The sequence below is a fragment of the Eisenbergiella porci genome, from assembly GCF_009696275.1.
Lineage (GTDB): Bacteria > Bacillota > Clostridia > Lachnospirales > Lachnospiraceae > Eisenbergiella > Eisenbergiella porci.
In genome coordinates, this window is the sequence record NZ_VUMI01000027.1 from 1 (window position 1) to 23,946 (window position 23,946).

Below are 23,946 nucleotides of genomic sequence, written 5' to 3' on the forward strand. Positions count from 1 at the left end.
ATTTGAATTACATTTTAAAATCCCATGGCAATGGGTTTATTAAGGTTACCCTTTTTTACATCAGCTGCTTGAAAAAAACTTTGTAAACATTTTTCATTTTACCTATTGACATTTCTTAGCTGGACTTTGCCTTTCGTTGGCCCAATTATGTTTTATATCCGTTGAAAAGTCCATATACAATCCTTTTTCTCTTTTATACAATTCTTAAGACTGCCCGTTTTATGCGGGTTTCCGGCTATTTCTTCCGGTATTCGGAGGCACTTAAGCCGGTCACCCTTTTAAACGCACGGCAGAAAGAATTTACTGAACCATACCCTACCAACTGCGCAATATCCCCAACGGACAATGCGGTTGTTTTCAGGAAATCCTTTGCCTTGTCGATTCTGATTACCTCAACATAGGTGGAGAAATTAATTCCCTGCGTCTGTTTGAAAATGCTGGACAGATAAGGCTCGCTGATGCCAAACTGATCCGCCACGCTTGTCAGCGACAGACAACAGTCTCCGTAATTCGTATCTATATAGGAAACAATTGCCGACGCCACTACCTCGGAATCCTGAAGCTGTTTCTGCCTGCCCACATAATCACATACCTGTTTGTATAAATTCAGCGTAGTGGTAATCTGGGTGATCAATGCCGCATTGTGATTTTCTTCCAGCCCCGTATAATATTTCCGGTATTCCTCCTCTTCCATGCCTACGCGCCCCAAAATCCGGAAAAGTACTATCTGCAGCTCGTTTAAGAGCATGTGCTGTAAATACACAGAAAGATTATTTTCAATAATATATTTCTTCATGATATCTTCAAGCAAATCATGCAGGCCGTCCCCATCTCCCGCCGTAACGTAATGAGTCAGCTTTACAGACAAATCCTGAGGCGGATAAACAGGGATGCTTCCGGCGGCCTCCCGATACCAGATTACCGCGTTTTCTATCTGTCCGCTCTCGTTATTGAACATGTATGCAGCATTATGGAAAGAATCATAGATTTGATCCAGCCTATCCACCTCATTTCCGCCATAGGCAAACAGCTTTTCCGAAATATTGGAAGGCATGGCTTCCTTAATCGAAAGAATCATTTGTTCTGCATTTTGCCTGAAATACAGCTTCTCCTTCTCCGGCATATTAAGAAGCAGAACAACCTGTTCATCCCCCAAATTTGTATACAGGCTTCCGGGCAGTTCCCTTTCAATCACCTCCAGCAGGGAAAAAACACAGGAACTCATCAGCTGCAGATTTTCTTCCCTGATGCTTTCCGATATCAGATGGAACCGGAAAATAATAATTCCATATACTCTGCCCGCGCAGGGAAATCCTATATGCTCCGCAATCTTGTCAGCTTCCTCCTCTTTAATAAAGCTCCCGAAAATCAATCTGTTAATAAAGGCATTTCTGATATAAGGTTTCTGGCTCTCTATCGCATCCGCCAGCCTGGAATTGGTGGAAACCAGATAATTAAAGGTGGTTTTCAGGCTGGAAAAAACATTCTGATGTCCTTCAAACCGTTCCGTGACCTGGGATACCTGATTTAAAATATCATTTATCGGCGTCGCGCTCTTTACCGACATATGGTAGCTGAGCAGGAGGCCTACCGTCACCCCAAGCAATATAAACAGGCTCAGGATCATAATACTGGACATCATTCTGTCATTAATTACCTTCTGGGGAAGCAGCATGGAATAGATAAGACCGGATTTGCCGGAAGAATAGCTCAGCATCATATACTTTTCCCCCATAAAACGCACCTCTTGCTGCCAGCTACCGGTTTCGGGTGTTTTTACCCCCCCCCCTAAAAAATCATGCATTTCTTCCGCCGTCCATGGCTTCTCCGGATTTCCATTCCGCAGATAAAGCAGCCTCCCGGAAGCATCCGTAATAAATTGTATGCTGTTATCAGCGATGGCCGGCATTAATGTTTCCATTACTGACTCTTCCAGATAAATATGTATTCTGCCGTTCCCTGCCCCATCCGGCATCATAAGCGGCCTGGTATAATCAAGCATATTGATCGACTGCTCTTTTTTATAGAGATACTCTTCCATCGGCATCAAGCCGAATGAGCAATCATCATTTTTTATATGCTCGTACCACTCCTCATAGCTTCCGTACTTCTTCTCATGCAGATACAGGTGGTAAAAATCCTCGTAGGTATATGCAATCGTCTTATTAATCACCGTCTCGCTTCTGTCAAAAAAAATAAAATAGTCAAATACCGACTGATTTATCAGGTATAAATCTGGCAGTGATTTTCTCAGTTCATATACTTTATAGGTATTGGCATAACCGAATACTTCCTTTGTCCGTTTAAAGGAATTGACCTGCAGATTGGCCGCCAGGGAATCTCCCAGGTATTCAAATTCATTTAGTACGGTATCCACCAATACCGCCGCATGTTCCAGTTCACTTTCTCTTGCCTTACTATCGTCTTCACTCAAAAGGGAAAGCATCCGGATATAATATAGGCTGCAAATCAGCAACGGTATAAACAGAACCGTAAAATAAGTCAGAAAATAATGCTGAAGCACCGTACTTTGTCTGTTGTCCTTCCTGCGTTTATGTTTCTTGTTTCTGCTGTTTACCATATCCGTATCTCCTGTTTTTTATTGACAGCCACATATATTTAGCTATACTATTCTCATTTTATTTCATCATCCCAAATGCTGGCTGAAATGTATATATTCTACTTTTAACATGGATTATTCAATTCTTAAGATATCTGGAAAGTTCCCGGTTTTCCGGGATTTTTCACTGTCTGTTGCAGCAAAAAACCGGACTTCCCATACTGCCGGAAGCGCCGGTTTTTTTTCACAAAAATGAATTTTTATCTGATTTTGTCTGTTGTAAGATACAGCAGCATATAGCTCTAATCTGGTTATTCTTGTCTTTCCGAGTCGCTTTCATACGGGCAGGGCAAAGCGTTGGTCTGTCCGGTTAAATCCACTGCCTTACGGAACATTTCCCCTGACGTTTTCCTTCCTCAATACGTTCTCTCCAGACTCTCCCCCGCTGCCAAAGCTATGGATTCTTCCGTCCCATTCACCTCAAGTTGCGCCTTAAACTCGTCCTTTGCATCCAGCTTCAGCCAGGTTACCCTGCCCTCATGCCAGCGCATGGAAAGGCTGGCGCCGCCCTTCAGGCAGATCCCGCAGACACTTCCGCCGTTCAGCTTTTCCGGCAGCGCAGGCAGGAGAACCACACGCCCCTGTTGGCTTAACACCAGCATTTCCAATACGGCTGCGGCAGCTCCCAGGTTACCGTCAATCTGGAATACAAAGCCGTCTCCCATGGGGTGATTATCCATCAGGTTCGGGAAGGTCCCTTTTGCCAGCAGCGCCTGCAAATTCTCGTACACCTTTTCCCCTTCCCCGAAATGCGCCCATAAACCGATGATCCAGGCCCGGGACCATCCGGTGTGCCCGCCGCCGTTTTCCAGCCTGCGATCCAGGGAACGTCTTGCCGCCCTCATCAGCTCCGGCGTTTCCTGCCAGGTCAGGGTGGTTCCCGGATAAACGCCGTAAAGATGGGAGATATGGCGATGTCCCGGTTCCGGCTCCTCATAATCCTCCATCCATTCCAGCAGCTGGCCGTAACGTCCGGTTTTTAATTTCGGGAATCTGGAACATACCTCCTGGGCCTTCCTGATCCGCGCTTCTTCCTTGCCCAGCACGCCGCAGGCCCCGATATAGCACAGGAACAGCTCCTGGAGAATTTCCACATCCATGGTTGCGCCTTCGCAAAGATGCCCTTCCTTTCCGTCTTTTGTACGGTATGTATTTTCCGGGGAAATGGTAGGCGAGGTCACAAGCGTACCATCCGGCCCCTCCGTCAGGAAATCGTAAAAGAAGCTGACGCTCTGCTCCAGGATATCGAAATGCTTTTCCAGAAAATCTTTATCTTTGGTATACAGGTAATGCTCCCATACATGTGTAGCCAGCCAGGCTTCTCCCATAACCCAGAAGGTGGAGGTAATACATAAATCCTGAGGCGCGGTGTCCGCATAGATATCCGTATTGTGATGGGCTACGGATCCCCGGCAGCCATACATGCGGCGCGCGGTTTCCTTTCCGTTTTCCTTTATCCTTTCCAGCAATTCAAACAGGGGAAGATGGCATTCCGCCAGGTTTCCGCTTTCTGCAATCCAGTAATTCATTTCCGTATTGATATTTATGGTAAATTTGCTGTCCCAGGGGGGCGTCAGGCTTTCATTCCAGATCCCCTGCAGGTTTGCCGGCAGGCTTCCTTCCCGGCTGGAAGCGATCAGCAGATATCTTCCATATTGGAAATAGAGTGAAACCAGGCCGATATCCTCTTTGCCTTCCTTTACTGCCTGCAGACGTTCATCCACAGGCAATGCCTCCAGCCCGGGATCTTCCTGCGCAAAGGCCAGCTCCAGACGTCCGAAAAGCTTCCGGTAATCACGGCAATGGGCGCTTCGGATTTCTTCATAGTTTTTTTCCCACACCCGATCCAGCCTGTCCCTGCATGCCCTGACAAAATCCTCATGCCGGAAGGAGGTTTCCACCGCAAGGTAGATTTCCGCATTCCGGGCATTTTCAACCGTCAGCGTCTGCCCGATGATTCCCACAGTTCCTCCCGATATGCGCACACGGGCTGCGACGCAGAAGGATATCCCTCCTTCCCCGCAGCCGGAGGTAAACCAGATCGTATCTCCTTCCCTTCCCATTTCGTCCGTCCAGTTATGGCACCTGCCAAGACGGCAGTCAAAGGAAATGCCTTCCCTGCCCTCCGCCTCCAGTCGGACGGCAACCCTGCCGGCTGATAGGCTCTCTGGGAATCCGGCACCCCGGAGAGGGCGCACATGGCCAGTCTTTCCGCTTCCTCTATCTGCCCGTCATGCAGCATTTCCCTGATTTTCTGCAAATTTTCCAACGCATCCGGATTGATTCTGTCCAGCGCTTTTCCGCTCCAGATGCTGTCCTCATTCAGCTTGATTAGCTCGTGAGCACATCCTCCGTACACCATACCTCCCAATCTGCCGTTTCCCACCGGCAGAGCCTCGCACCATTGCCGTGCAGGACTTGAATACCATAGCTTCATTTTTTTCCCCTTTCTTTTAACATTCCATCCGGTTCCAGAATAGCAAACTTTATGGAACATGTATCTGTTCGATTCTTAATGATCCCTGTTCTTTTCTTAAGAAATGCTGCCGCCGATAAGTGACGGAACCCCTGCTGAATGCTTACTCTTATCCAACAATCTCCACCCTGAATTCACCTCTCCTGAACTCAGTCCTTCCTTCCGTCTTCCATTCCACTTTCCGTTCCTTATCACAATAGGTAATCTGTGTCACGCAGTATTCCCCCTTCTCGTAGCCGTAACCGTCCCCGGCGTCTTCATACAGGGTAAAGCTTCCGTCCGCTCCGGCATAGGCCTGAAGGAGAATCTCCTCCTGCATATCCGCCGTGCTGCTGCCGGGCTTGGCCAGGGGCAGGATGGAACCGGCTTTTACGAATACGGGAATGCTGTCCAGATCAGCGGCTGCCGTTATCGTCTGTCCGCCTTCGTATTTTTTCCCGCTGCGAAGATCATACCAGGAGGTACCTGCGGGCAGGTATACTTCCCGGCTTTTTTCCGTTTTATCAAGGACTGCGCCGCCCGCCTCATAATACATGGGCTGCGTTACCGGGCAGACCAGCAGGGACGGACCGAACATGTACTCGTCCGCAATGTCCAAAGCCCTCTTATCCTGCGGGAAATCAAAGGCCAGAAGGCGCATCATGGTTCCGTCCTCCCGCCATACCTGTCCGGCCAGCGAATAAATATACGGCAGCAGGCGGTAACGAAGATGGATCGACGCAAGGATTGCATCATAAAACGGCTCGCCCTTTTTCCCGAAATTCCAGGGCTCCCTTCTGCAGTCCGTACCGTGGCTGCGGAATATGGGCAGGAATGCGCCGTACTGGAACCATCTGACATACAGCTCCCGGTATCCGGGATCCGCGCAGCCTTCTTCATAATCTCCGTTCCAGAACCAGGGTTCCCCCTTCTTTACAAAAAAAGCACCGATATCAAGCGTCCAGTAAGGCAGGCCGCTGGCACAGAAATGCAGGCCCGCCGCAATCTGCTTTTTCAGGGTATCCCAGCTGGCATAAATATCACCCGACCACAGAATCGTTCCGTATTTCTGGCTTCCGGCATAGCCGTTCCTGGTCAGGTTAACCACCCTTTTTTTCTCTGTACAGGAGCGCTGCCCTTCATAGAGCGCGCGGGCGTGATACAGTCCGTAGGCGTTGCTTTTCTGGAGGGGCATGCAGCTGCCGGCAGCCTCCACGAATTCCCGGTACATTTCTCCCGGCTCCGGTTTGCACCGTCTTCCCCATTCCGGTGTGACCGGCTCGCTGGAATCGCACCACCAGGCGTCCACTCCATGTCGGAACAGCCCTCGTTCCGCCTGCTCCCAGTACAGCCGGCGGCCTTCCTCGGAAAAGGCATCGTAGATTTCGCTGGCGGGCAGAAGCAGGCCTTTTTCCAAAAATTCCTGGTAGTTATCGCTCAGTTCACTCATATTCGGCCAGATGGAAATCATAAAATGCACCTTCTGTTCATGCAGCTTTTGTATCATGTCCGCCGGATCCGGGAAACGTTCCCCGTCAAAGGTTTTCTGTCCCCACAGATTCCCCTTCCAGGACATCCAGTCAAGGACAAGGGCGTCCAGCGGGATTTCCTCCTGCCGGAACCGTTTTGCCGTTTCCACAAGCTCTACGGCGCTTTCATATCTTTCCTGGGACTGGATATAGCCGAAGGCCCAGCGGGGAAGCATGGCGGCCTTCTCGGTAAGCAGTCGGAAGCCTCCTGTCACCTCATCCGCACACTCTCCTGCCAGGAAGTAATAATCCAGATATTCATCCGCTTCTGTATACAGATAAGTACCGTACTGTGTATCGTTAAATATGGCAGGGCTCTGGGTAGACAAAAGGATGCCGTAGCCTTTATCGGAAAGCAGCATGGGAACGGCGATTTTCAAATTGGCCTGGTGCAGATACTGGGTGGTGTGGCGCAGGTTCCATACGCCCTCCTCCGCCTGTCCCAGTCCGTAAAGATGTTCCTCCGGTGCAAAATCAAGGTGCAGCCTGGTGTGATAGAGTTTTTTATCAAAAACGCGGTCAGCCTCCCGGATCCTGCGTTTGATGCCGTCCGGCGTCTGTATCTCTTCTATCTGTGTATTTTCATTCACCACCATGCGGTAGGAATCGAACGCCTCCACGCATTTGCTTTCCCTGTCCCGTTCGGCAAGCAGCAGGCTGCCGTCCGCCCTTTCATAAGAAATGGAACCGGTGCCGCGGGCAATCCTCATCCGCAGAAATCCGGTGTCCACCCGGATTTCCTTTTCTTCTTCCTTCCAACTCCAGAAGCTGCCGCCTTCCAGGGACAAATCGGCCAGCTGCGCCCCCTGTTCCGACGCAAAACCGCCGTTTTCCGTATAGGAAACCCGGATAATCCTGTCCGTCTGCGGCAGGATGCGGATAAGCCCTGATTCCTGTTCCAGATACAGCGCCTTCCCTTCCTGATATACTCTGTTTATTTTTCTTCCTTTTCTGTGCTGTACTTCCAGCATATGCATATCCTCCCCTAATCTTTTTTCTGCCTGCCGGGCATCCTTCCCGGCAGGATATCAAAGTAAGCCTTAAAACTATAGGAATATTTTTTCATACACGCCCTGGCCCTGCTGCCTGAAATATCAAAAAACAGATGCCGTACGGTACTTCACAATTTCCGTAAACCATACCTTCATTATAAAGAATATGCGCAGATTTCTTTATAGAGAAATACGACAGCTTTTCACCGCTGATGTCGCATTAACACATATTTGAAGCTGCCGGCAGCGCTTCTGTCTGAAGGGCTTTTGTTTTACAGGACATGCTTACCAAAAAACAAAAAAATGCTCTTTGCAGCCGCTTACAATTGCGACTGCAAAGAGCATCTTGCTGAGGCGTGTCTGAGAATTCATTCCTGCCGCCTGCAAACACTAACCCTTCCAGTGATTCTCAATTTCTTCTTTAATAATATCTACATACCGTTTTGCCTTGCCCACATCATGATTGATGGTATAAACATCCCTCTGTGTAATTTCCAGCTTACAGCCCTGCGCCGCCTTCAGCGTCTTGCGCATGGCGGCCCTGAGCGCGTCCTCATCCAGAACGGTGCCCAGCCCCAGAATGTTGGGCGAAGGCTTTCTGTGGAAAATTATTTTGCTGCCTGCCAGGCGTTCTCCCATATACTCTTCATTGCACCAGGGTGAAATGGAAACCTTTCTCAAATTATCCAGCTTGCTGATACAGGACTCCCAAATCGGATCCACCGGCTCACAGCAGCCGTAAGAAAGCAGCCCGTACTGTCCTGCAATTTTTTGATAACAGGGGAAAATAAATTCTTCATACATGGCAGGCGACAGTCCAACCGTCTCCTGGGAATCCATAAATCCCCACACATCTTTCGTGGTAAAGGGACGTTTCCCATGTTCCTCCCAGCCAGGCAGTTCATGGTTATAGCACCAGCTGCCCTGCCCCAGCGATTCTCCTGCAACGGTGGGAAGAATGAGCCTCTTTTCCTCCAAAAAGCGGTAATACTCCAGTGTATCCTCGGCAATCCTGTCCATCATTTCCTGAAACAGCTCCGGATAGTCGTAAATATTGTACATCATCTGTTCCATCTTCATGATATGTACAATCATCTGCGTGGGCACACTGTAAAGGCACCCCATGCTCATGCGCACCGGAAGAATATCTCCAAAAGCCTCCTCCAGCGCAACGCGTCTCTTTTCTGTCTTTTCCAGATCCACGCCGTAGGTGGATTTCTTCAGCTTACCATAATCCTCCTCCAGCTCCTCTATCACCGGTTCAAACTCATGGCCCACAGAACCCTTCAGGTGGTGAATACGAACCGGAATATCAAACAGGGTAAACCAGGTATCATACGATATCGGGAAATAATCCGGCGTCACTCTGTCATCATCAAACAACTCCTGATTCAGAAAATTGCTGTATAAATCCTTTTCGATTTTCCTGGCAAATTCTCCTTCGCATCTGAGCCTGTCGGGAATGATTTCCTGTTCAAAGGTACCAAGCTCCAGATGGATCATAGGCCTCTTTCCCTGCAGTGAATTGTGCTCGTACCATTCCCCGATACGCTTCTGATTCTTCTCCGCCTGGGAAAATTCCAGCTGCTTCTTCGCAAGCTCTCTGAGAATTTCACGATCCCCCGGGCTAATATAAAATTCATCCATTTCCTTATCCCCTTTTCCTGATATGATACTCTTTACAATTTCATTATAACCGCATAGAATAAAATTACATCGAATGAAATTGCCCTAAAATATCAGAAAATTGCTCAATATAATTCAGGCCTGCAACGGCCCACCGGAAAGGAAGCTTCTCATGAAAAACATAAGGCAGAACAAATTCATGGAAAAGGGCCTCACCTCCTGGAGCGCAGATTCCTGGTCGCTCTTTTCCAATCCCAGCCAGACCGCCCAGAGCATCTTTTTCTATATGCAGGAAACCGGTTGTTTTCATACCTTTTACCCCTACTATACCGAGCGGGAAAACCTGAACTCCTTTTTGATTCTGCATACTATTTCCGGCCGCGGCATCCTGTGCTGTCAGGGGCAGGAATACGAACTGGGCCCGGGGTCAAGCTTTTTTATCAACTGCATGGATTACCATAAATATTTTACGCCCGAAGGCTCCCACTGGGACTTTTTATGGCTGCATTTTAACGGAAGCAATGCCCTTGGCTATTTTATGGAATTTACAAAAAACGGCTTCGGCATCCTGGAAAAACAGGAGGGCGCGGCTCCCTCGCGGATAGAAAGCGGTATCCGGCAGATCATGGAGCTTTATTCAAAAAAAAATATCACTACCGAGGTACTTTCTGCCCAGCTGATCACTTCGATTCTGACGGAGTTCCTCCTGCGCCGCAGCGCCGGCACAGGAAGCGCTTCCGCCGCAGATGCCCATTCCCCCGACGATATCCTGATCCCGCCCGGCATCCGGGAGGCGGAACGCTATATCAACAGGCATTTTCAGGAGCCGCTGCTTCTGGATGATCTGGCCCGGCAGCTTCATGTGAGCAAATACCACTTTATCAGGGAGTTTTCCCGGTATGTGGGCAGTTCTCCTCATGAATACCAGATTGAGCTGCGTCTCTCCTATGCCAAGGAGCTTTTGAAATATACGGATTTGCCGGTAAATGAAATTGCAGAACGCTGCGGGATCAACCAGGCATCCCATTTTATTAATCTTTTTAAATCAAGGGAGCATATTACCCCGCTGCAGTTTAGGAAAAGCTGGAAACCATGAAGAAGAGGGAACTAATGATTTGCATGAAGGGAAAAATATTATATAAAGAGCTAATTCGTAGTTAGTATGGAATTACGTTTATGGATATTAAAATACTCTATCATTTTGTTGTATTTATTTTTTGTTATGTTAGAATATTTACGTATAATTGAATAGAAGTCAGAGGATAGTCTGTTGGTTTTCCTTCGGAAATAAATGAAGGAGGAAATGTGGTATGAATACTCTTGAAGTATTGACGCTGGTGCTGGTGATTTTCGCCGCCCTCGCCTACATAGATAACCATCAGGACAAAAAATAGCTATCCTCTACGCCCATAGAGGATAGCCGGTAACTATAAATTACTACGATATCCGAAGCGCAATCATCAGACACGCAACAGTCTTTTGATAACTTCTAAATAAATTATACACTGGGGACTTGAATATTTCAAGTCCCTTTTTTATCTTGTTTGCAGGCCATATTATAGCTATATATTGATATCATTCAGCCGTTTTACAGTTATTACCCAAATCCATCTTTAATCACTTTCGACGACGAATTTTAGCACTCCTGCATCACTTTCTTACAATCTGCGCAGTAAATGCGCTGGCCTGTTTGAATCGTCACCTATATCATCGACTTTTTTATAAGGCCGCAACAGCACAGGCAGAAAGTAACTGGTGCACAGATTTCCGTATTGGATCAGCCTTCCTGTTTATTTACCAATCACTCTTTTATAGCAATACCCTCTGTCGCTCTTATTCTCCACAGCCTTAACCTCAAAATACACCACGCCGTTTTCACGCGCGGTAATATTTACCTGCGCACAGCCATCCTGAACCGCGGCTCTGTCCGCTTCCACAAAGGGCTTTGCAGCTTCCTTCAGCAGCTTCTTCTGCTCCTCTGAAAGGCTGGAGGGTTCGCCCATGGCATGCCACAGCTTCAGGGGATTGCAGGTAGCCTCATCCACAGTTTTGGTCAGGATAAAGCATTCCTTTCCTTCGATGGGCAGCTGGTAGGTATGGCATATATCCTCGCCGGTTCCTTCCAGGGTCATATTCCACACAATTCCCCTGTAGCTTCCGTCCTCCCGTTTCACGATAACAGCCTCATCCGAACGGTACACGCAGGTTCCCTGCAAATCCTTGAAGAATTTAAAGGTCCAGAACGTGGGCTTGGGAATCCCGCCGTTTGCCACCAGTCCGAAGCCGCCGTGGAAGGGTGTAAAAGGAACTCCCAGCTCCTCAAAAATATCTCCGAAGGTCCAGTAGGAATAGGATTCGTTCACATCCCCCAGACGGGACAGCTGTCTTGCAATATAGGCGGCGTTCCTATTGGTATCATGCAGCGGGCAGTTGGGAATATAGGAAGTGTTGAACTCTGTAATATGAATCTCCATTCCCTTAAATTCCTCAAAGCTGTCAACAATATCCCTGGTCGTCTGCAGATTGGCAAAGCCTTCCTCCGGCTCCCTCAGCTTTGCATAGCCGTAATGGCCGTCCTTCTCCGGCAGCTCGGTGGTATAATGATGGCGGGTTACAAAATCCACCGGGATGCTTTCCCTCCGGCAGAATTCCATAAACATGCGTATCCACTTTTCATCCTCCACGCCGCAGATGGCGGGACCGCCCACGCGGAACCGGGCATCCACTTCCTTTATGGCCGCAAAGGTACGGGCGAACAGCTTAAAATACTCCTCCATGTCCGCATCCTTCCAGAAGCCCGGCAGGTTCGGCTCATTCCAGACCTCGATGGGCCAGGTTACCACCTCTTCCTCCCCGTAACGCTCCATCAGATGACGGAGGGTTGCCTGCACCAGCGCGCACCATGCGTCATAGCTTGCCGGCGGCGTCACATTCCCCTTCCAGTAAAACACGGTCTGCTCTCCCGAAGCCATCTTGTCCGGCATAAAGCCCAGCTCCAGAAAAGGCCTGATATTCAGCTTCAGGTAGCTGTCCATCACCAGATCCAGATAGGTAAAATTATATTCCGCATGCTTCTTCCCGTTTTCGTCCGTGTACTCCTGATAGATGGCCATATCGTCGGAAAACAGGCCGTGGCCGCGGATATGGGAAAATCCGATCTCCTCCTGCACCAGGGCCAGCTGTTCCTGATATTCCTTCTGCAGCGCCAGCCCCATGCGGCCTGTGCCGATGCAGTAATCTACTTTGTTGTTAAAAGGGATTTGCGCATCCTTTTCAATCCTGAAACATTTTGTACTATCCATTTTTTTGTCTCTCCTTATATTTGTTTTTTATACTTTTTATAACCCTGACCAGATAATATTGCTCACATTCCAGAGCCCCTCTGCATACCATTCCCCGGGCCGAAATGGTACAAACCATGCCGCAGCAAGCTGTTCCTGGGGATCGATTACCAGCGAGCAGGAACCGTAGCCTTCATGCATATAGGTCCCTTTGGAATAATGAAATCCCGGGCCTTCCCTCCGGTCAAAGCCTATCGCATATTTTCGATCCGGCTCATTGGCTCCCCAGCAATAATCAGGCACCTGGAAAAGAGAAGAGGCCGTCATTTTTTCCACCGTTTTTCTTCCCAGTATCCGAACCCCGTTCCAGGTCCCCATGCCAAGCATCATATTGGCAAATCGAATCAGATCACAGGGAGTGGAGAAAAGACCGCCGCCGGTTTGGGGAATCTGTTCCCAAACTGTAGGAATCTGACTGCTGCTGTCTGCCGATCTTTCTATCTCCTCCTTCTCTTCTTCCGCAAGAAGGTTTATCCTTTTTATTTTATCCGCCTTGGCCGGTAAGAAAAAGGTATCCTGCAGTCCCAGCGGTTTTAAGATATTCTCATCTATATAGTTTTCCGCCTTCATCCCGCTTACTTTTCCTATTACCGCCCCAAGGACCGCAAACCCAAAACTGCAGTATTGCCATTCCTTTCCCGGTTCTCTTCTCATTCCGCAGGACAGGGCCGGCGTAAGCCAGTCAAATTTTTCGCCCGCTTTCCAATTTTTTGCCGCTTCCTCAATATATGCCCATGGGGAGGGGGAATGCTCCTCCGGGAAGCATCCCCCGTCAGGCTGAAGCCCTGAGGTATGTGTCAATAAATGAAATAGCGTAATCTGGTCAAAAGGCGCTGCAGCAAACTGCGGCAGGATATCCCCGACCCTCATATCCAGCCTTATCAGGCCGTCTTCTGCCAGCTTCATCACCGCAGCCGCGGTAAAGGTCTTGCTAATGGATGCGATTCCATGAACCGTATCCGGCCGCATGTCTCCGGGGCCATCAAAATAATGGGCAGTTCCCATACTATTGCAGGCAATGATTTTCCCTCTGCGGGATATGCAGTATGCCGCCCCTTCTATCTCCTTCTTTTCCATCATGCGCAGGAAGTGGCCGTTCAGTACGGCAATGCGTCCCGAATCATAGCCAGCCTCCTCCGGAATACAGTCTGCAGTTCCTTTGATTATCATTTCCCCTCTCCCTTCTGCAGCCCTCAGCCCACAATCACTTCCATCTCCACCTGCGAAAGCGCCGGATCCAAATCCCGTTTTGCAGACAGATCAAAGACCGGTTCCCCATGGATGTTAAAGTGCACTCTGTGGATTCCATCGCAGCGAAGATGATGCTCCAGCGCGTCCTCCGCATGATAGGCTATCATCAGATTTCCCTGTGCGTCCGTGAAAAAGGAATTGTGGCCGGGGCCGTAGATTCCTTCCACCGAATAATAGGAAAGAACAGGCGTACACCGTTTCTTCCATACGGAAATATCCAGCAAATCATCCTTTGCATCCGCGGTCAGCAGGCCCAGCGCATAGGTGTAGCCGTCCGCCGCACCGCCTGAATACGTCAGGTACACTTTTCCGTCCGCAATAAATGCATAAGGGCCTTCATTATTGATGGTATGGTTCACATTCTCCCAGCCATAAAGCGGCCTGGTAAGCAGCACCGGTTCGCTGGAAAGCTGCCAGGGCTGCTTCTCATCCACTTCTGCAATATACAGCATGGAACCCGTATCATATGGTGTGCCGATATTCCTGCGGTAAGACCAGACCACATAGGAGCGCTCCCCTGCTTTCAGGTATGTCATATCCAGTGTGATGCCGTCCTCCGTCAGAAAACTGCCGTCCTTTTTACGTATCCTCACTGGCTCTTCCCAGCTTTCCGGATCGATCAGGCTTCCGCCCTTTTTCAGCTTCATCAGATGGCACTGCGGCCCCCACTTTTTGCCGCTTATGGCAAACAGGATATACAGCTCTCCGCCGATTACATGAAATTCCGGCGCCCAGAAGGTCTGGACAAACCCGCGTTCTTCATCCAGGCCCAGTATCAGATGCTGCTGCGTATCCTCCCGGAACAGTCCTGCCACATCCTCCGACTCCCTCACATAAAAGCCCACATCATTCAGGTTGTCGTTGGTGGCAATAAAATAATAACGGCCTTCCCATGGGAAAATAACAGGATCCCCGAAGCCGCAGGCCAGCGGGAACTGATACTGCTCATTCTGCACGGTCCCGCGGGTGCGGAAGGTTCCCTGATGCTGGAAATCCAATCCGTCCAGCTCCCATTTTACCTGTTTTTGTACGGAAGAGCCATCCGAATACAGCACGGATGCCCGTACTTTTTCGACCTCTGAAGCAGTGCGGGCCCAAATACGTTTTGGCACCTGCACTTTTACAGAATACAGCCTATTCCAGTAAAGCGCCGTTTCATCACACAGCTGTGCGCTTATCTCCACGGAATTTCCTTTTTCGGCTCCCTCCGGCGCCTGTCCCGGAAGCTCCTCCGTATAAACGCCCGGATGCGCCGGGGATATGCCGGTTAAGCTGCAGATATCCTTCACTTCATTTTGATAGCTGTTTCCCAGATCATCCTGCCACAGGATGCAGTACCCTCCCGTATTTTTATCATACCTGCACTGCGCCCGCTCCACATATGCGTCCCCATGAAGGGGCAGGAAACCGATTTTCTTAAATTCCTTAAAGTCAGCGGTTGTCCAGAGCAAAACGCTCCCTCTGCTGTCTTCATCCGCGCTGCCGTCCTCATTGACCCTGACGGCAACAATGCCAAAGCCGCCCTCCGGCATTACAAAAATCCGGGGATTCTTTACCCCCTTTGCATGAATGATATCCGCATCATCCACCGCCGCTTCCGCAAACAGGATGCCATAATTATTGTTCAGCGCCTCATAATATTTCCCGTCCCTGCTGCAGGCCAGATGGATGCTGCGGGAAAGCCCTGCGGGATATTGTGCAGCGTCCGTTTCCCTGGTATATACCATGATCCGGGCTTTCGTTTTCGTATAATTTTCTGCCATGCTGTCTTTCCTTTCCGCGTAAAATTATCCTTTTTCTATTGCGATGCGTTTTAAATCCTTCCTATCCATTCCGAATGGCTGTGTCCGCGCAGGAATACGGGAATCCGACTGATATCCGCAGGCACGGTCACGCTTGTGCCTCCCTCATACTCCGTTCCGTCGTAAATCAAGGTCCACATGGCGCCTTTTGGCAGATAAACCTGGCGTTCCCAGGTATTCTCATAAACAATCGGCGCAACAAGCACATCCGGGCCGAACATATACTGATCCTTCAGCTCCCAGCATGCCTTATCCTCCGGGAATTCATAAAACATGGTCCGGATTACAGGGCTTCCTTCCTCATGCGCTTCTTTCATCAGTTCACGTGTGTACGGCCGCATCCCTTCCCTGAAACGGATATACTTTTCCAGAATCGGCGTGTTTTCGTCACCGAAGCTCCAGATCTCGTTGTCCGCCCCTGTGGGCATGGTGGGCGAACCGTCGCTATGGGTTAACGGCGTCTGGGGCACTCTGTCTCCGTGAAGCCGCATCACCGGGCAAAACGTCCCCCACTGGAACCAGCGTACCAGCAGCTGCCGGAATGCAGGATCATCCGGGTTTCCGCCGGAAAAGCCGCCGATATCGGTAGTCCACCAGGGAATTCCCGCGATACCCATATTCAGTCCGGCGCAAAGCTGTTTCCTGAATGTCTCCCAGTCACTGTGAATGTCCCCCGACCAGACAAGAGCACCGTATCTCTGGCTGCCTGCCCATGCGCAGCGGATAAGGTTCACGGCAGTTTCCATCCCGGCCTTCCTCTGTCCCTCGTAAAAGGTTCTGGCATAAAGCTGGGGGTAAATATTTCCGATTTTAGTTGCCGCCCCATAAAATAACGGTAGTTATCATAATCGTAAACAGAAAATTCCGGCTCCGCCTCATCCAGCCAGAACACCTTAATTTCGCATTATTTTCCATTCTGATGTAATCCATCTGTTTTCCTCCTGCCGCATCCGTGCAGCTTATCTTTTCCTATTTTGTCAGGAAAGCCATGATTTCCCCTTCCGGCTTCTTTTCCGCCGCCGGCTTTTCGAAGAAGGTCATCATTTCGCAATCCTCCCGGGAAAACGCCTCCCAGCGCTCCATCTGTGTGCCGTCCGCGTCCGCGCCGTTGGGGTCTCCCTTTTTAATGAACTCCGCCCAGTAGTTACACATCTGCCGGGCCAGATCATAATGCTTTCCGGTGAAGGGCCGCCAGCATTTTGCCAGGGTTTCAAAGAAGAACCACAGGTCGGAGGAATGGAAGGCTCCCGGCTGATCCCATCCGGGGATCTCGGGGCCAAACTCATACACATAGCATGGCTGCACGGCTCCTGCCGCCCTGCGGACCTCGCACATTCTGCGGATTCCCATCTCAACAGAATTGACCAGGCAGTTTTCCTTTGCCGCCTTCAGGCCGTCCTCCGCCTTAATAAGGGAAAGAAACTCTCCCGCCCTGTCCCCAAACTTTTCCTGCGCTTCTTTTTTCAGCGCCTCCATCGTTTCCGCCTGGGGCATGGTCAGAAATTCGTTGTTGGTAAAGCCTGTCATCATCGGCACATCCAGGAATTTCCCTGCCGCCATGTTGTTCCAGTAGGTATCGGTCTGATATACGCCGTCGGGAATGGTTCCCCAGAACGCGCCGAAGGCATCGTTTTTATCCCGGATATACTCCGCGGGAAGCGCCCTTGCTTCCTCAATGGTCTTTACACCCAGGAAATCCAGGAAGCGTCTTCCCTGATCCAGAGCCTCTTCTCTGGAAAGCTTCATGCGAGCCACGAAAGGATCATGAAAAATACCGCTCTCCACGATGGCCTTCTGTATGTAGCCTTCATTTTGCAGGCAGTTCAGCTGGGTCAGGACGCTTCCGCCGCCCGCCGACTGTCCGCCGATGGTAATATTCTCCGGATCCCCGCCGAACGCCGCAATATTCCGCTTCGTCCAGAACAGGCCGTACTGCTGATCCAGATTTCCGAAATTAGCGGGCGCCTGGGGCGATTCCTCCCACAGCTGCGGGTGCGCCAGAAAGCCGAACACATTCAGCCGGTAATTTACCGTCACCACCACAATGCCGCGGCGTGCCAGCCGCTCTCCGTCAAACTCCATTTCCGCAGGGTTTCCCCACTGCAGCCCGCCGCCAAAATACCATACATACACGGGCAGCTTATCCGTTTCGCTCACAGCGGGTGTCCACACATTCAGGTACAGGCAGTCTTCATTCATGGGAATGGTGGGATCCACATTCCATTCCCTTGTATAAATATTTTCTTCATTCAGCCCCGGGATGCTCTGCATGGAAATGGGCGCAAATTCCAGGCAGTCCCTGACTCCTTCCCAGTCTTTGGCAGGCTGCGGCGCCCTCCACCGCAGCTCTCCCACCGGCGGGGCGGCAAAGGGAATTCCCTTAAAGGAAATCACCCGGGGATCCGCCGCAGGGATGCCGCGCACATATCCGTTTTCCGTTTTTACTGTTTTAAGCATTAATTCACCCCTCCATTTCCACTCTGAACATAAGCACGCTGCAGGCCGGGATGGTAAAGGTAAGCCCTCTGTCCGTCAGGCGGAAATCAGTAAAGTCTTCCTCGGTTACCCGCTCCGGCTCCTCAAAGCTATTATAAGCCTGCATCTTCCCATGTACAATACGGGCGCTTACATGCGCAGGTTTCTTTTTGGTCAGCACCAGTTCTATTTCCTTTTCCGCCTCCGTGCACAGGTTGTTTAAGGTGACGGTCAGCACGCCGTTTTCATCCACAGAAACGGATTCCTGTACCTCCGGCACCATTTCCGTCTCCTTCACGCCGGTTTTGCCTGCTCCCTCCAGCCAGCTTTCCACAAGATCCGCATCCTGATGATACTTATACATATGGAATACATGGTAGGTAGGGGTGAGCAGCATTTTCTTCCCTTCCGTCAGGATTACGGACTGAAGCACGTTTACAATCTGTGCGATGCAGGCCATTTTAATCCGGTCGCAGTGCTTATTGAAAATATTCAGGGAAACGCCTGCAGTGAGCGCATCCCGCATGGTGTTCTGCTGATACAGAAAGCCCGGATTTGTGCCCGGCTCCACATCATGCCAGCAGCCCCATTCATCCACCATCATGCCGATCTTTTTCTCCGGATCATAGTGATCCATGATAGCGCTGTGGCGCGTGAGCACTTCTTCAATTCCGTAAGCCCTGGACAGGGTATTGAACCAGGCTTCTTCGCCAAACTCTGTGGCGCTTCCCTTATGCAGTCCCTTTTCCACGCCCGCATAATAGTGTACGGACAGGCCGTCCATAAAACCGTGGGCCTCCGCAGGGGCAGGGCTTCTGAAGCACTCCCGCAGCACCGTATCCGTCCATTCATAATCGTCCGCGTTGGCCCCGCCGCAGATTTTGAAAATGGAGGCCGTCCGGTCATAGCAGCGGATATAGGTCTGGTATCTGCGGTACAGCTGGGCATAATAGTCCGGCGTCATGTTTCCGCCGCAGCCCCAGTTTTCATTGCCCACGCCGAAATAATCCACCCTCCAGGGCTTTTCCCTGCCGTTTTCCCGGCGCCAGTCCGCCATGGGGGACACGCCGTCCAGGGTCATGTATTCCACCCATTCGCTCATCTCCTGTACAGAGCCGCTTCCCACGTTTCCGTTCACATAGGTTTTGCAGCCCAGCTGTTCGCACAGCTCAAAAAATTCATGGGTGCCGAAGCTGTTATCCTCGGTGACGCCGCCCCAGTTGGTGTTCACCATTTTCTTCCGTTTTTCCTTCGGGCCCACGCCGTCCTTCCAGTGGTATTCATCCGCAAAACAGCCGCCCGGCCAGCGCAGTACCGGAACCTTCATTTCCCTTAACGCCTCCACCACGTCAGTGCGCATGCCGTTCACATTGGGGATTTCGGAATTTTCTCCCACATAAAGCCCTTCATAGATGCATCTACCCAGATGCTCGCTGAAATGTCCATAGATTTCCGGGTTGATGTGTCCCAGTTTTTTATTCTCGTTAATATATAATGTAATCACTTTCCTGCCTCTCCTTTTTCCTTCTGTCATTTTCCTTGTTCCGCCGGGCGCTCCTTTGCGGCCGCTCCAAAGCGCCGCCCGCAAAAGGCGCTGCCCGGTACGGATATGTCCCTTGCCGGACCGTCACAGCCCTTTTACCGAAAAGTCCCTGAAATCTCCATGCCCTCCCGTACTTTTCAGGGCATAACAGAAAATTCCGATCCGGTATCCTACAAACATATCCAGTGTAAAAACCATATCCAGCGGACTTCCCACCGTCTCCCAGTCACCCGGCGCCTGACGGAAGGCAAAATATGCCTTATCCGCGCGTTCTCTGTAATCAAATACTATCTGCAGCTCAACAACCGCCTCTTCTATCGGTTTCCTGTATTCCAGAATGCCGCCGTCTGCAGCTTTCTGCAGATACAGCAGTTTTTTCTTCCCGTTTTCCACGGCAATTCCTATCTGCCCGTACCGCCCCTGCAGCGCGCACAGTCCGGCATAATCCCCTTCCTTCAGGCCGGAGGAATCCAGTGTCACCTGGCAGCCGCAGCCCGGCTCCAGTGTCCGCTGGGTCAGGGTATTCCTGGCGTCAGTCAGTCCGGCGGCCACATGGCCTGTTGTCAGCCGCAGCCATCCGGGCCGGGCCGTAAACGACCAGCAGGACGGGATGAGATTATGGTTCCACTGCCAGGGAACGCAGTCATCATCCATCAGCACCCGGCGCATTCCGCCTTCCCTGACGCCGCTCAGATCCGGCTCCAGTTCCACGATGCAGATTTTTCCGTTCCCATACACCAGATAGGGGATCCCCTCCCAGAACAGGAAGGACATATCGTGGAACACCTCCCCGATTTCCGCCCTGTCCCAGCCGCTCTTTTCTATATCATCCGTAGAAAAAATATAGGTTTTCCTGCAATCATGGCTGACAAAACAGGCGTAAAAGCGTCCATTGTGCCTGGTAAGGCTGGTGGCCCACTGCCCTTTTCCATAGGCGTTCCTGCCGTTTTCCAAACGGTAAATCCCGTTGTCTTCCAGCGTTTCAAACACATAGGAAACGATTTCCCAGTGACACAGATCCTTCGAACGAAGGATCGGCGCTCCGGGAGTGTAAAACATGGTAGTGGATACCATATAGTAGGTGTCCCCTATCCGGAGCAGATCAGGGTCCGGCATATCCGCTCCGATAATCGGATTTCTGACTTCCATAATGACTCCTTACTTTCTGTATTTTCTTGGGTCAAGCTCATATACTTTCCCTTCTTCCAGCTTTGCAAAAGGCCCGGGCACCCGGCAATCCCCATAATATGGACCGTAAAAATCATCCGCGGTTTCCATGGAAGCAGCCACCGGAAGCACCTCCTCCGGCTTTGTCACATATTTCTGTCTTCCGGTCCCGTGATGCCTCATCTCCGGCAGGCTGTCCGCCCCGGCAAATTCCAGAGTCAGCTTTTCGGTATCCACATTGACGTTAAACCAGCCCTCCTGCCCTTCCCTGTCAAAACCGTAAAATTCCCTCCAGGCATCCAAATCCAGACAGTTTTCCGGCGCGGGATACAGAATCCGCAGATAACCGCCCGGCATTTTCACATACAGATTGCCCTGGGAATCGTTGTCCCTGGTCGGGAATTTGATTGCCGCCTCCCCGCAGTCATAGAACAGGTTGTTCATAATCCTGGCATCCCTGGAGGTTCCGCCCCTGCCGTTTCCGGCAATGCGGAAGGCCACCGGCTTGACAAAATATCCCGCGCTGCGGCATCTTCCGATCAGATTGTTCACCACATGCAGACGGTCCGTTCCTTCCCCGTAAACCGCATATCCGTTGATAACTCCCTTTTCCTCCATCTTGTACCAGCCCGTGGAGCCCGGCTCTGCCGGCACATCATCCGGACGGAACCTGCCTTCCACATTCCAGAAAATATTGTTGTCTATCAGGTTGATCCCGTCCCTGGAGCATTCTATGAAAATCGCTTCCCGCTGTTCCAGTCCGTCCAGGAACAGGTTCCGGGTGATTCTGTTATTTTCATTTCCCACATCCATCCACAGATGGTCGGCACGGAAGGTCTTGGTAAAAATATTGCGTCGGATCAGGCTGTTGACGCTGTTATGTACTTTGATGCCCCCTGCTTCCCAGGAAAGCTCCATTTTCTGCCAGCCGGTTCCTTCTATATGATTGTCTTCAATCAGCAGATCCGTGGCAAACATGCCCGCGATGCCGCAAACTCCCACATCCTTTATTTCACAGCCTCTGATCACCGTATGGCCGATCACCTGATCCGGATCATAGGTGTGGTGCCAGCATTCATTTCCGATATCGATCCCCACGCCGTTGGACCAGTCAATTTTACAGTTCTCAATGATCCAGTGGTGTCCCCGGTAACAGGATATGGCTCCCCGCTGGGGAACCGGGGCGCCGGTGGCCGCGTGGGCGCAGGTCAGCCCCTTCACCCGGATATAAGAAAGGAACGGCACCTCGGGAGCAAAGCACTGCTCCCTGCAGGTAAGCTCTATCAGATGCTCCGCCGGATCCCCGTCATCCTCCAGACGGAAATGCACGGTCTGTCCGTTGGCCTCCACCCAATAGGAACCGGGCGTCTCTCCCAGCTGATAATACAGCGCCACCTGCTTTAACGGTTTCCCATCGCAGAATACCATGCCTCTGCGGTTTAAATAGGTGGTCATGTCCGTTTTTTCATATTCGATAAAAAGGCGGTCATGTAGGATGTTAACTGCGCAGAAGGGGTTATAGCCCTTAAACTCCTCCGGATTCAGCCTGGTTTCCCAGATCCGCATTCCCTCCGGCAGTTTTTTTCCCAGGCCGGGGATGCGCAGATTCCAGCCTTCGCTTACGCTGAAAGTATCCGCAATTACAGAAGCTTTGATAATTGCCTCGCCGTCCCCGAAGGCTTCAAAGCTCACCATTTCCTTCGGGCCGTTCCCGCCTCTGACAGGCCGGACGCATTCCCGGTAGACGCCGCCGTGTATCCAGACCCTCGTTCCCGGCCCGGCCAGATTGGCCGCCGCCTGAATAGTGGCAAAGGGATGCTCCGGGCTGCCGTCATTTTCATCACCGGCCTGAGGGTGCGGCGGGTTCACATGATATTCCTTGGTAAAAACCGGCGTTTTTTCCCAGAAAGCAAACCGCTCCCCGCCCGGCAGGCGGTCCTGTCCGTCCTCCTCCACTCTTCCGGGCACGCTCAGCACCGCCTGATAAGCGCTTTTGGGGCGAAAGCCGTCAGCGAACAGAAGAGGATAGCTTCTTACCTTGCGAAAGCCGGTCAGCCAGCTGTCTTCATCCTGCATTCCCCAGAAGGTGACTCCGGTGATGTCCGCAAGGCCTTCCTTTTTTGCCCGGGTGAGTATGGTGAACACCTCCCTGTAGCGTGCAGCCAGCGCTTCCATGGATGGACGGGACGGATCCGGATTATGGATGTCCAGCTCCGTAACCTGCACCTGGAGCCCCAGCGCGCCGAATACGGAAACTGCCTTCTCATATTCTCTTAAAGAGGGCGTCTGCATGGTCATATGCGACTGCATGCCGATGCCGTCCACAAGCCCTTCCGCCATCAGCGGCTTTAAAATCAGCTCACAGATAACGTCCCTCTTCCAGGGCACAAAGGTATCATAATCATTATAAAATAAATCCACTCCCGGGGCGCAATATTTCCTGGCAAACCGGAAAGCCTGCAGGATGAAATCCTCTCCCACGGTTTCCGTCCACCAGGATCTGCGCAGCGCCCCGTCTTCCACAGCTTCATTCACCACATCCCAGGCATAGATGATTCCCGGATACTCCTCCTGGACAAAGCAAAGCACGCTGCGGATATACCCTTCCAGCCTGGCCAGCATGGTTTCCCGGTCCACAAGGGGCGCATCCTCTCTGTCGCTGTAGCTTTCTGTAAAAAACCAACGGGGCGTCTGGTTATGCCATACCAGCGTATGTCCCCGCATTTTCATGCCGTTTTCCCTGGCAAAATCCAATGCCCCGCGTATTCCCTGAAAGCTGACTGCGGGACAGCGGTCATGCGCCGCGGGGTTTCTCCTGTTTTCTTCTTCATCTAACAGATGCTGCGGCTTCATTTCATTTTCACATGTAAAGGAATCGTACTGGCAAAGAAGCGCTTCCTGAGTCCTTGCGTCGGAAAAAGCCTTTGCGGGCACTGCCGCGCCTATTTTGAAATAGGGACGGTACACTGTTTTCAGGCTCATTTTTTCTTCCTCCTGTATATCGCGGATCTGCCTGCGATACTTCCATGAATCAATTCTCCTGTCCGCGGGCCAAAACACAGATTTAAACCTCTAACAGGAACTGTTACGGAAAAAAGGGGCCGGCAACCGCCAGCCCCCACTATTTTCGCCATTTTAATGATGC

General features: G+C 51.0%; 13 protein-coding genes and 1 pseudogene. 1 reads left to right on the forward strand and 13 read right to left on the reverse strand.

The window, feature by feature from the left end; genetic code table 11:
* Positions 1 to 235: 235 nt before the first annotated feature.
* The 5 genes and pseudogenes from FYJ45_RS16180 to FYJ45_RS16200 all read right to left on the reverse strand — a co-directional run bounded on the left by FYJ45_RS16180 (position 236) and on the right by FYJ45_RS16200 (position 9,243).
* Complete coding sequence (locus tag FYJ45_RS16180; protein ID WP_154465759.1) at positions 236 to 2,581, reverse strand: helix-turn-helix transcriptional regulator; 2,346 nt, start codon at positions 2,579 to 2,581, stop codon at positions 236 to 238.
* Between the two features lie 395 nt (positions 2,582 to 2,976).
* Positions 2,977 to 3,222: a glycoside hydrolase family 95-like protein gene (locus FYJ45_RS33210; protein WP_408609505.1), complete on the reverse strand. Its 246-nt coding sequence runs from the start codon at positions 3,220 to 3,222 to the stop codon at positions 2,977 to 2,979.
* Positions 3,223 to 3,228: 6 nt separating this feature from the next.
* Positions 3,229 to 5,117 (reverse strand): annotated as a pseudogene (locus FYJ45_RS33215) (glycoside hydrolase family 95 protein); the annotation flags it as partial.
* Positions 5,118 to 5,205: 88 nt separating this feature from the next.
* Complete coding sequence (locus FYJ45_RS16195) at positions 5,206 to 7,575, reverse strand: glycoside hydrolase family 31 protein (RefSeq protein WP_154465765.1); 2,370 nt, start codon at positions 7,573 to 7,575, stop codon at positions 5,206 to 5,208.
* Between the two features lie 411 nt (positions 7,576 to 7,986).
* Positions 7,987 to 9,243 carry a uroporphyrinogen decarboxylase/cobalamine-independent methonine synthase family protein gene (locus FYJ45_RS16200; RefSeq protein WP_154465767.1) on the reverse strand — a complete coding sequence of 419 codons (1,257 nt, stop codon included), beginning with the start codon at positions 9,241 to 9,243 and terminating at the stop codon, positions 7,987 to 7,989.
* Positions 9,244 to 9,394: 151 nt separating this feature from the next.
* On the opposite strand from FYJ45_RS16200, the gene FYJ45_RS16205 reads away from it, so the two are divergent.
* The gene (locus FYJ45_RS16205) at positions 9,395 to 10,318 is read left to right on the forward strand and encodes an AraC family transcriptional regulator (protein WP_154465769.1); all 924 of its coding nucleotides are present in this window, start codon (positions 9,395 to 9,397) and stop codon (positions 10,316 to 10,318) included.
* Between the two features lie 694 nt (positions 10,319 to 11,012).
* Here FYJ45_RS16205 and FYJ45_RS16210 read toward each other — a convergent pair.
* The 8 genes from FYJ45_RS16210 to FYJ45_RS16245 form a co-directional block, all read right to left on the reverse strand.
* Complete coding sequence (locus FYJ45_RS16210) at positions 11,013 to 12,524, reverse strand: GH39 family glycosyl hydrolase (RefSeq protein WP_154465771.1); 1,512 nt, start codon at positions 12,522 to 12,524, stop codon at positions 11,013 to 11,015.
* A 36-nt stretch (positions 12,525 to 12,560) separates the two neighbouring features.
* On the reverse strand, positions 12,561 to 13,733 hold the full coding sequence (locus FYJ45_RS16215) for a serine hydrolase domain-containing protein (protein WP_154465773.1): 1,173 nt from the start codon (positions 13,731 to 13,733) through the stop codon (positions 12,561 to 12,563).
* Positions 13,734 to 13,756: 23 nt separating this feature from the next.
* Complete coding sequence (locus FYJ45_RS16220; protein ID WP_154465775.1) at positions 13,757 to 15,577, reverse strand: family 43 glycosylhydrolase; 1,821 nt, start codon at positions 15,575 to 15,577, stop codon at positions 13,757 to 13,759.
* A 50-nt stretch (positions 15,578 to 15,627) separates the two neighbouring features.
* The gene (locus FYJ45_RS16225; RefSeq protein WP_320620680.1) at positions 15,628 to 16,425 is read right to left on the reverse strand and encodes a glycoside hydrolase family 31 protein; all 798 of its coding nucleotides are present in this window, start codon (positions 16,423 to 16,425) and stop codon (positions 15,628 to 15,630) included.
* 160 nt (positions 16,426 to 16,585) lie between these two features.
* A complete protein-coding gene (locus FYJ45_RS16230; RefSeq protein ID WP_154465777.1) occupies positions 16,586 to 18,073 on the reverse strand; it encodes a carboxylesterase/lipase family protein in 1,488 nt (495 codons plus the stop codon).
* A gap of 4 nt (positions 18,074 to 18,077) precedes the next feature.
* Entirely contained in the window at positions 18,078 to 19,595 is a 1,518-nt protein-coding gene (locus FYJ45_RS16235; RefSeq protein WP_276892726.1) for an alpha-N-arabinofuranosidase, read from the reverse strand.
* A 123-nt stretch (positions 19,596 to 19,718) separates the two neighbouring features.
* The gene (locus tag FYJ45_RS16240; RefSeq protein ID WP_154465781.1) at positions 19,719 to 20,783 is read right to left on the reverse strand and encodes a beta-xylosidase family glycoside hydrolase; all 1,065 of its coding nucleotides are present in this window, start codon (positions 20,781 to 20,783) and stop codon (positions 19,719 to 19,721) included.
* Between the two features lie 9 nt (positions 20,784 to 20,792).
* On the reverse strand, positions 20,793 to 23,783 hold the full coding sequence (locus FYJ45_RS16245; protein ID WP_235930838.1) for an endo-1,4-beta-xylanase: 2,991 nt from the start codon (positions 23,781 to 23,783) through the stop codon (positions 20,793 to 20,795).
* Positions 23,784 to 23,946: the final 163 nt, after the last annotated feature.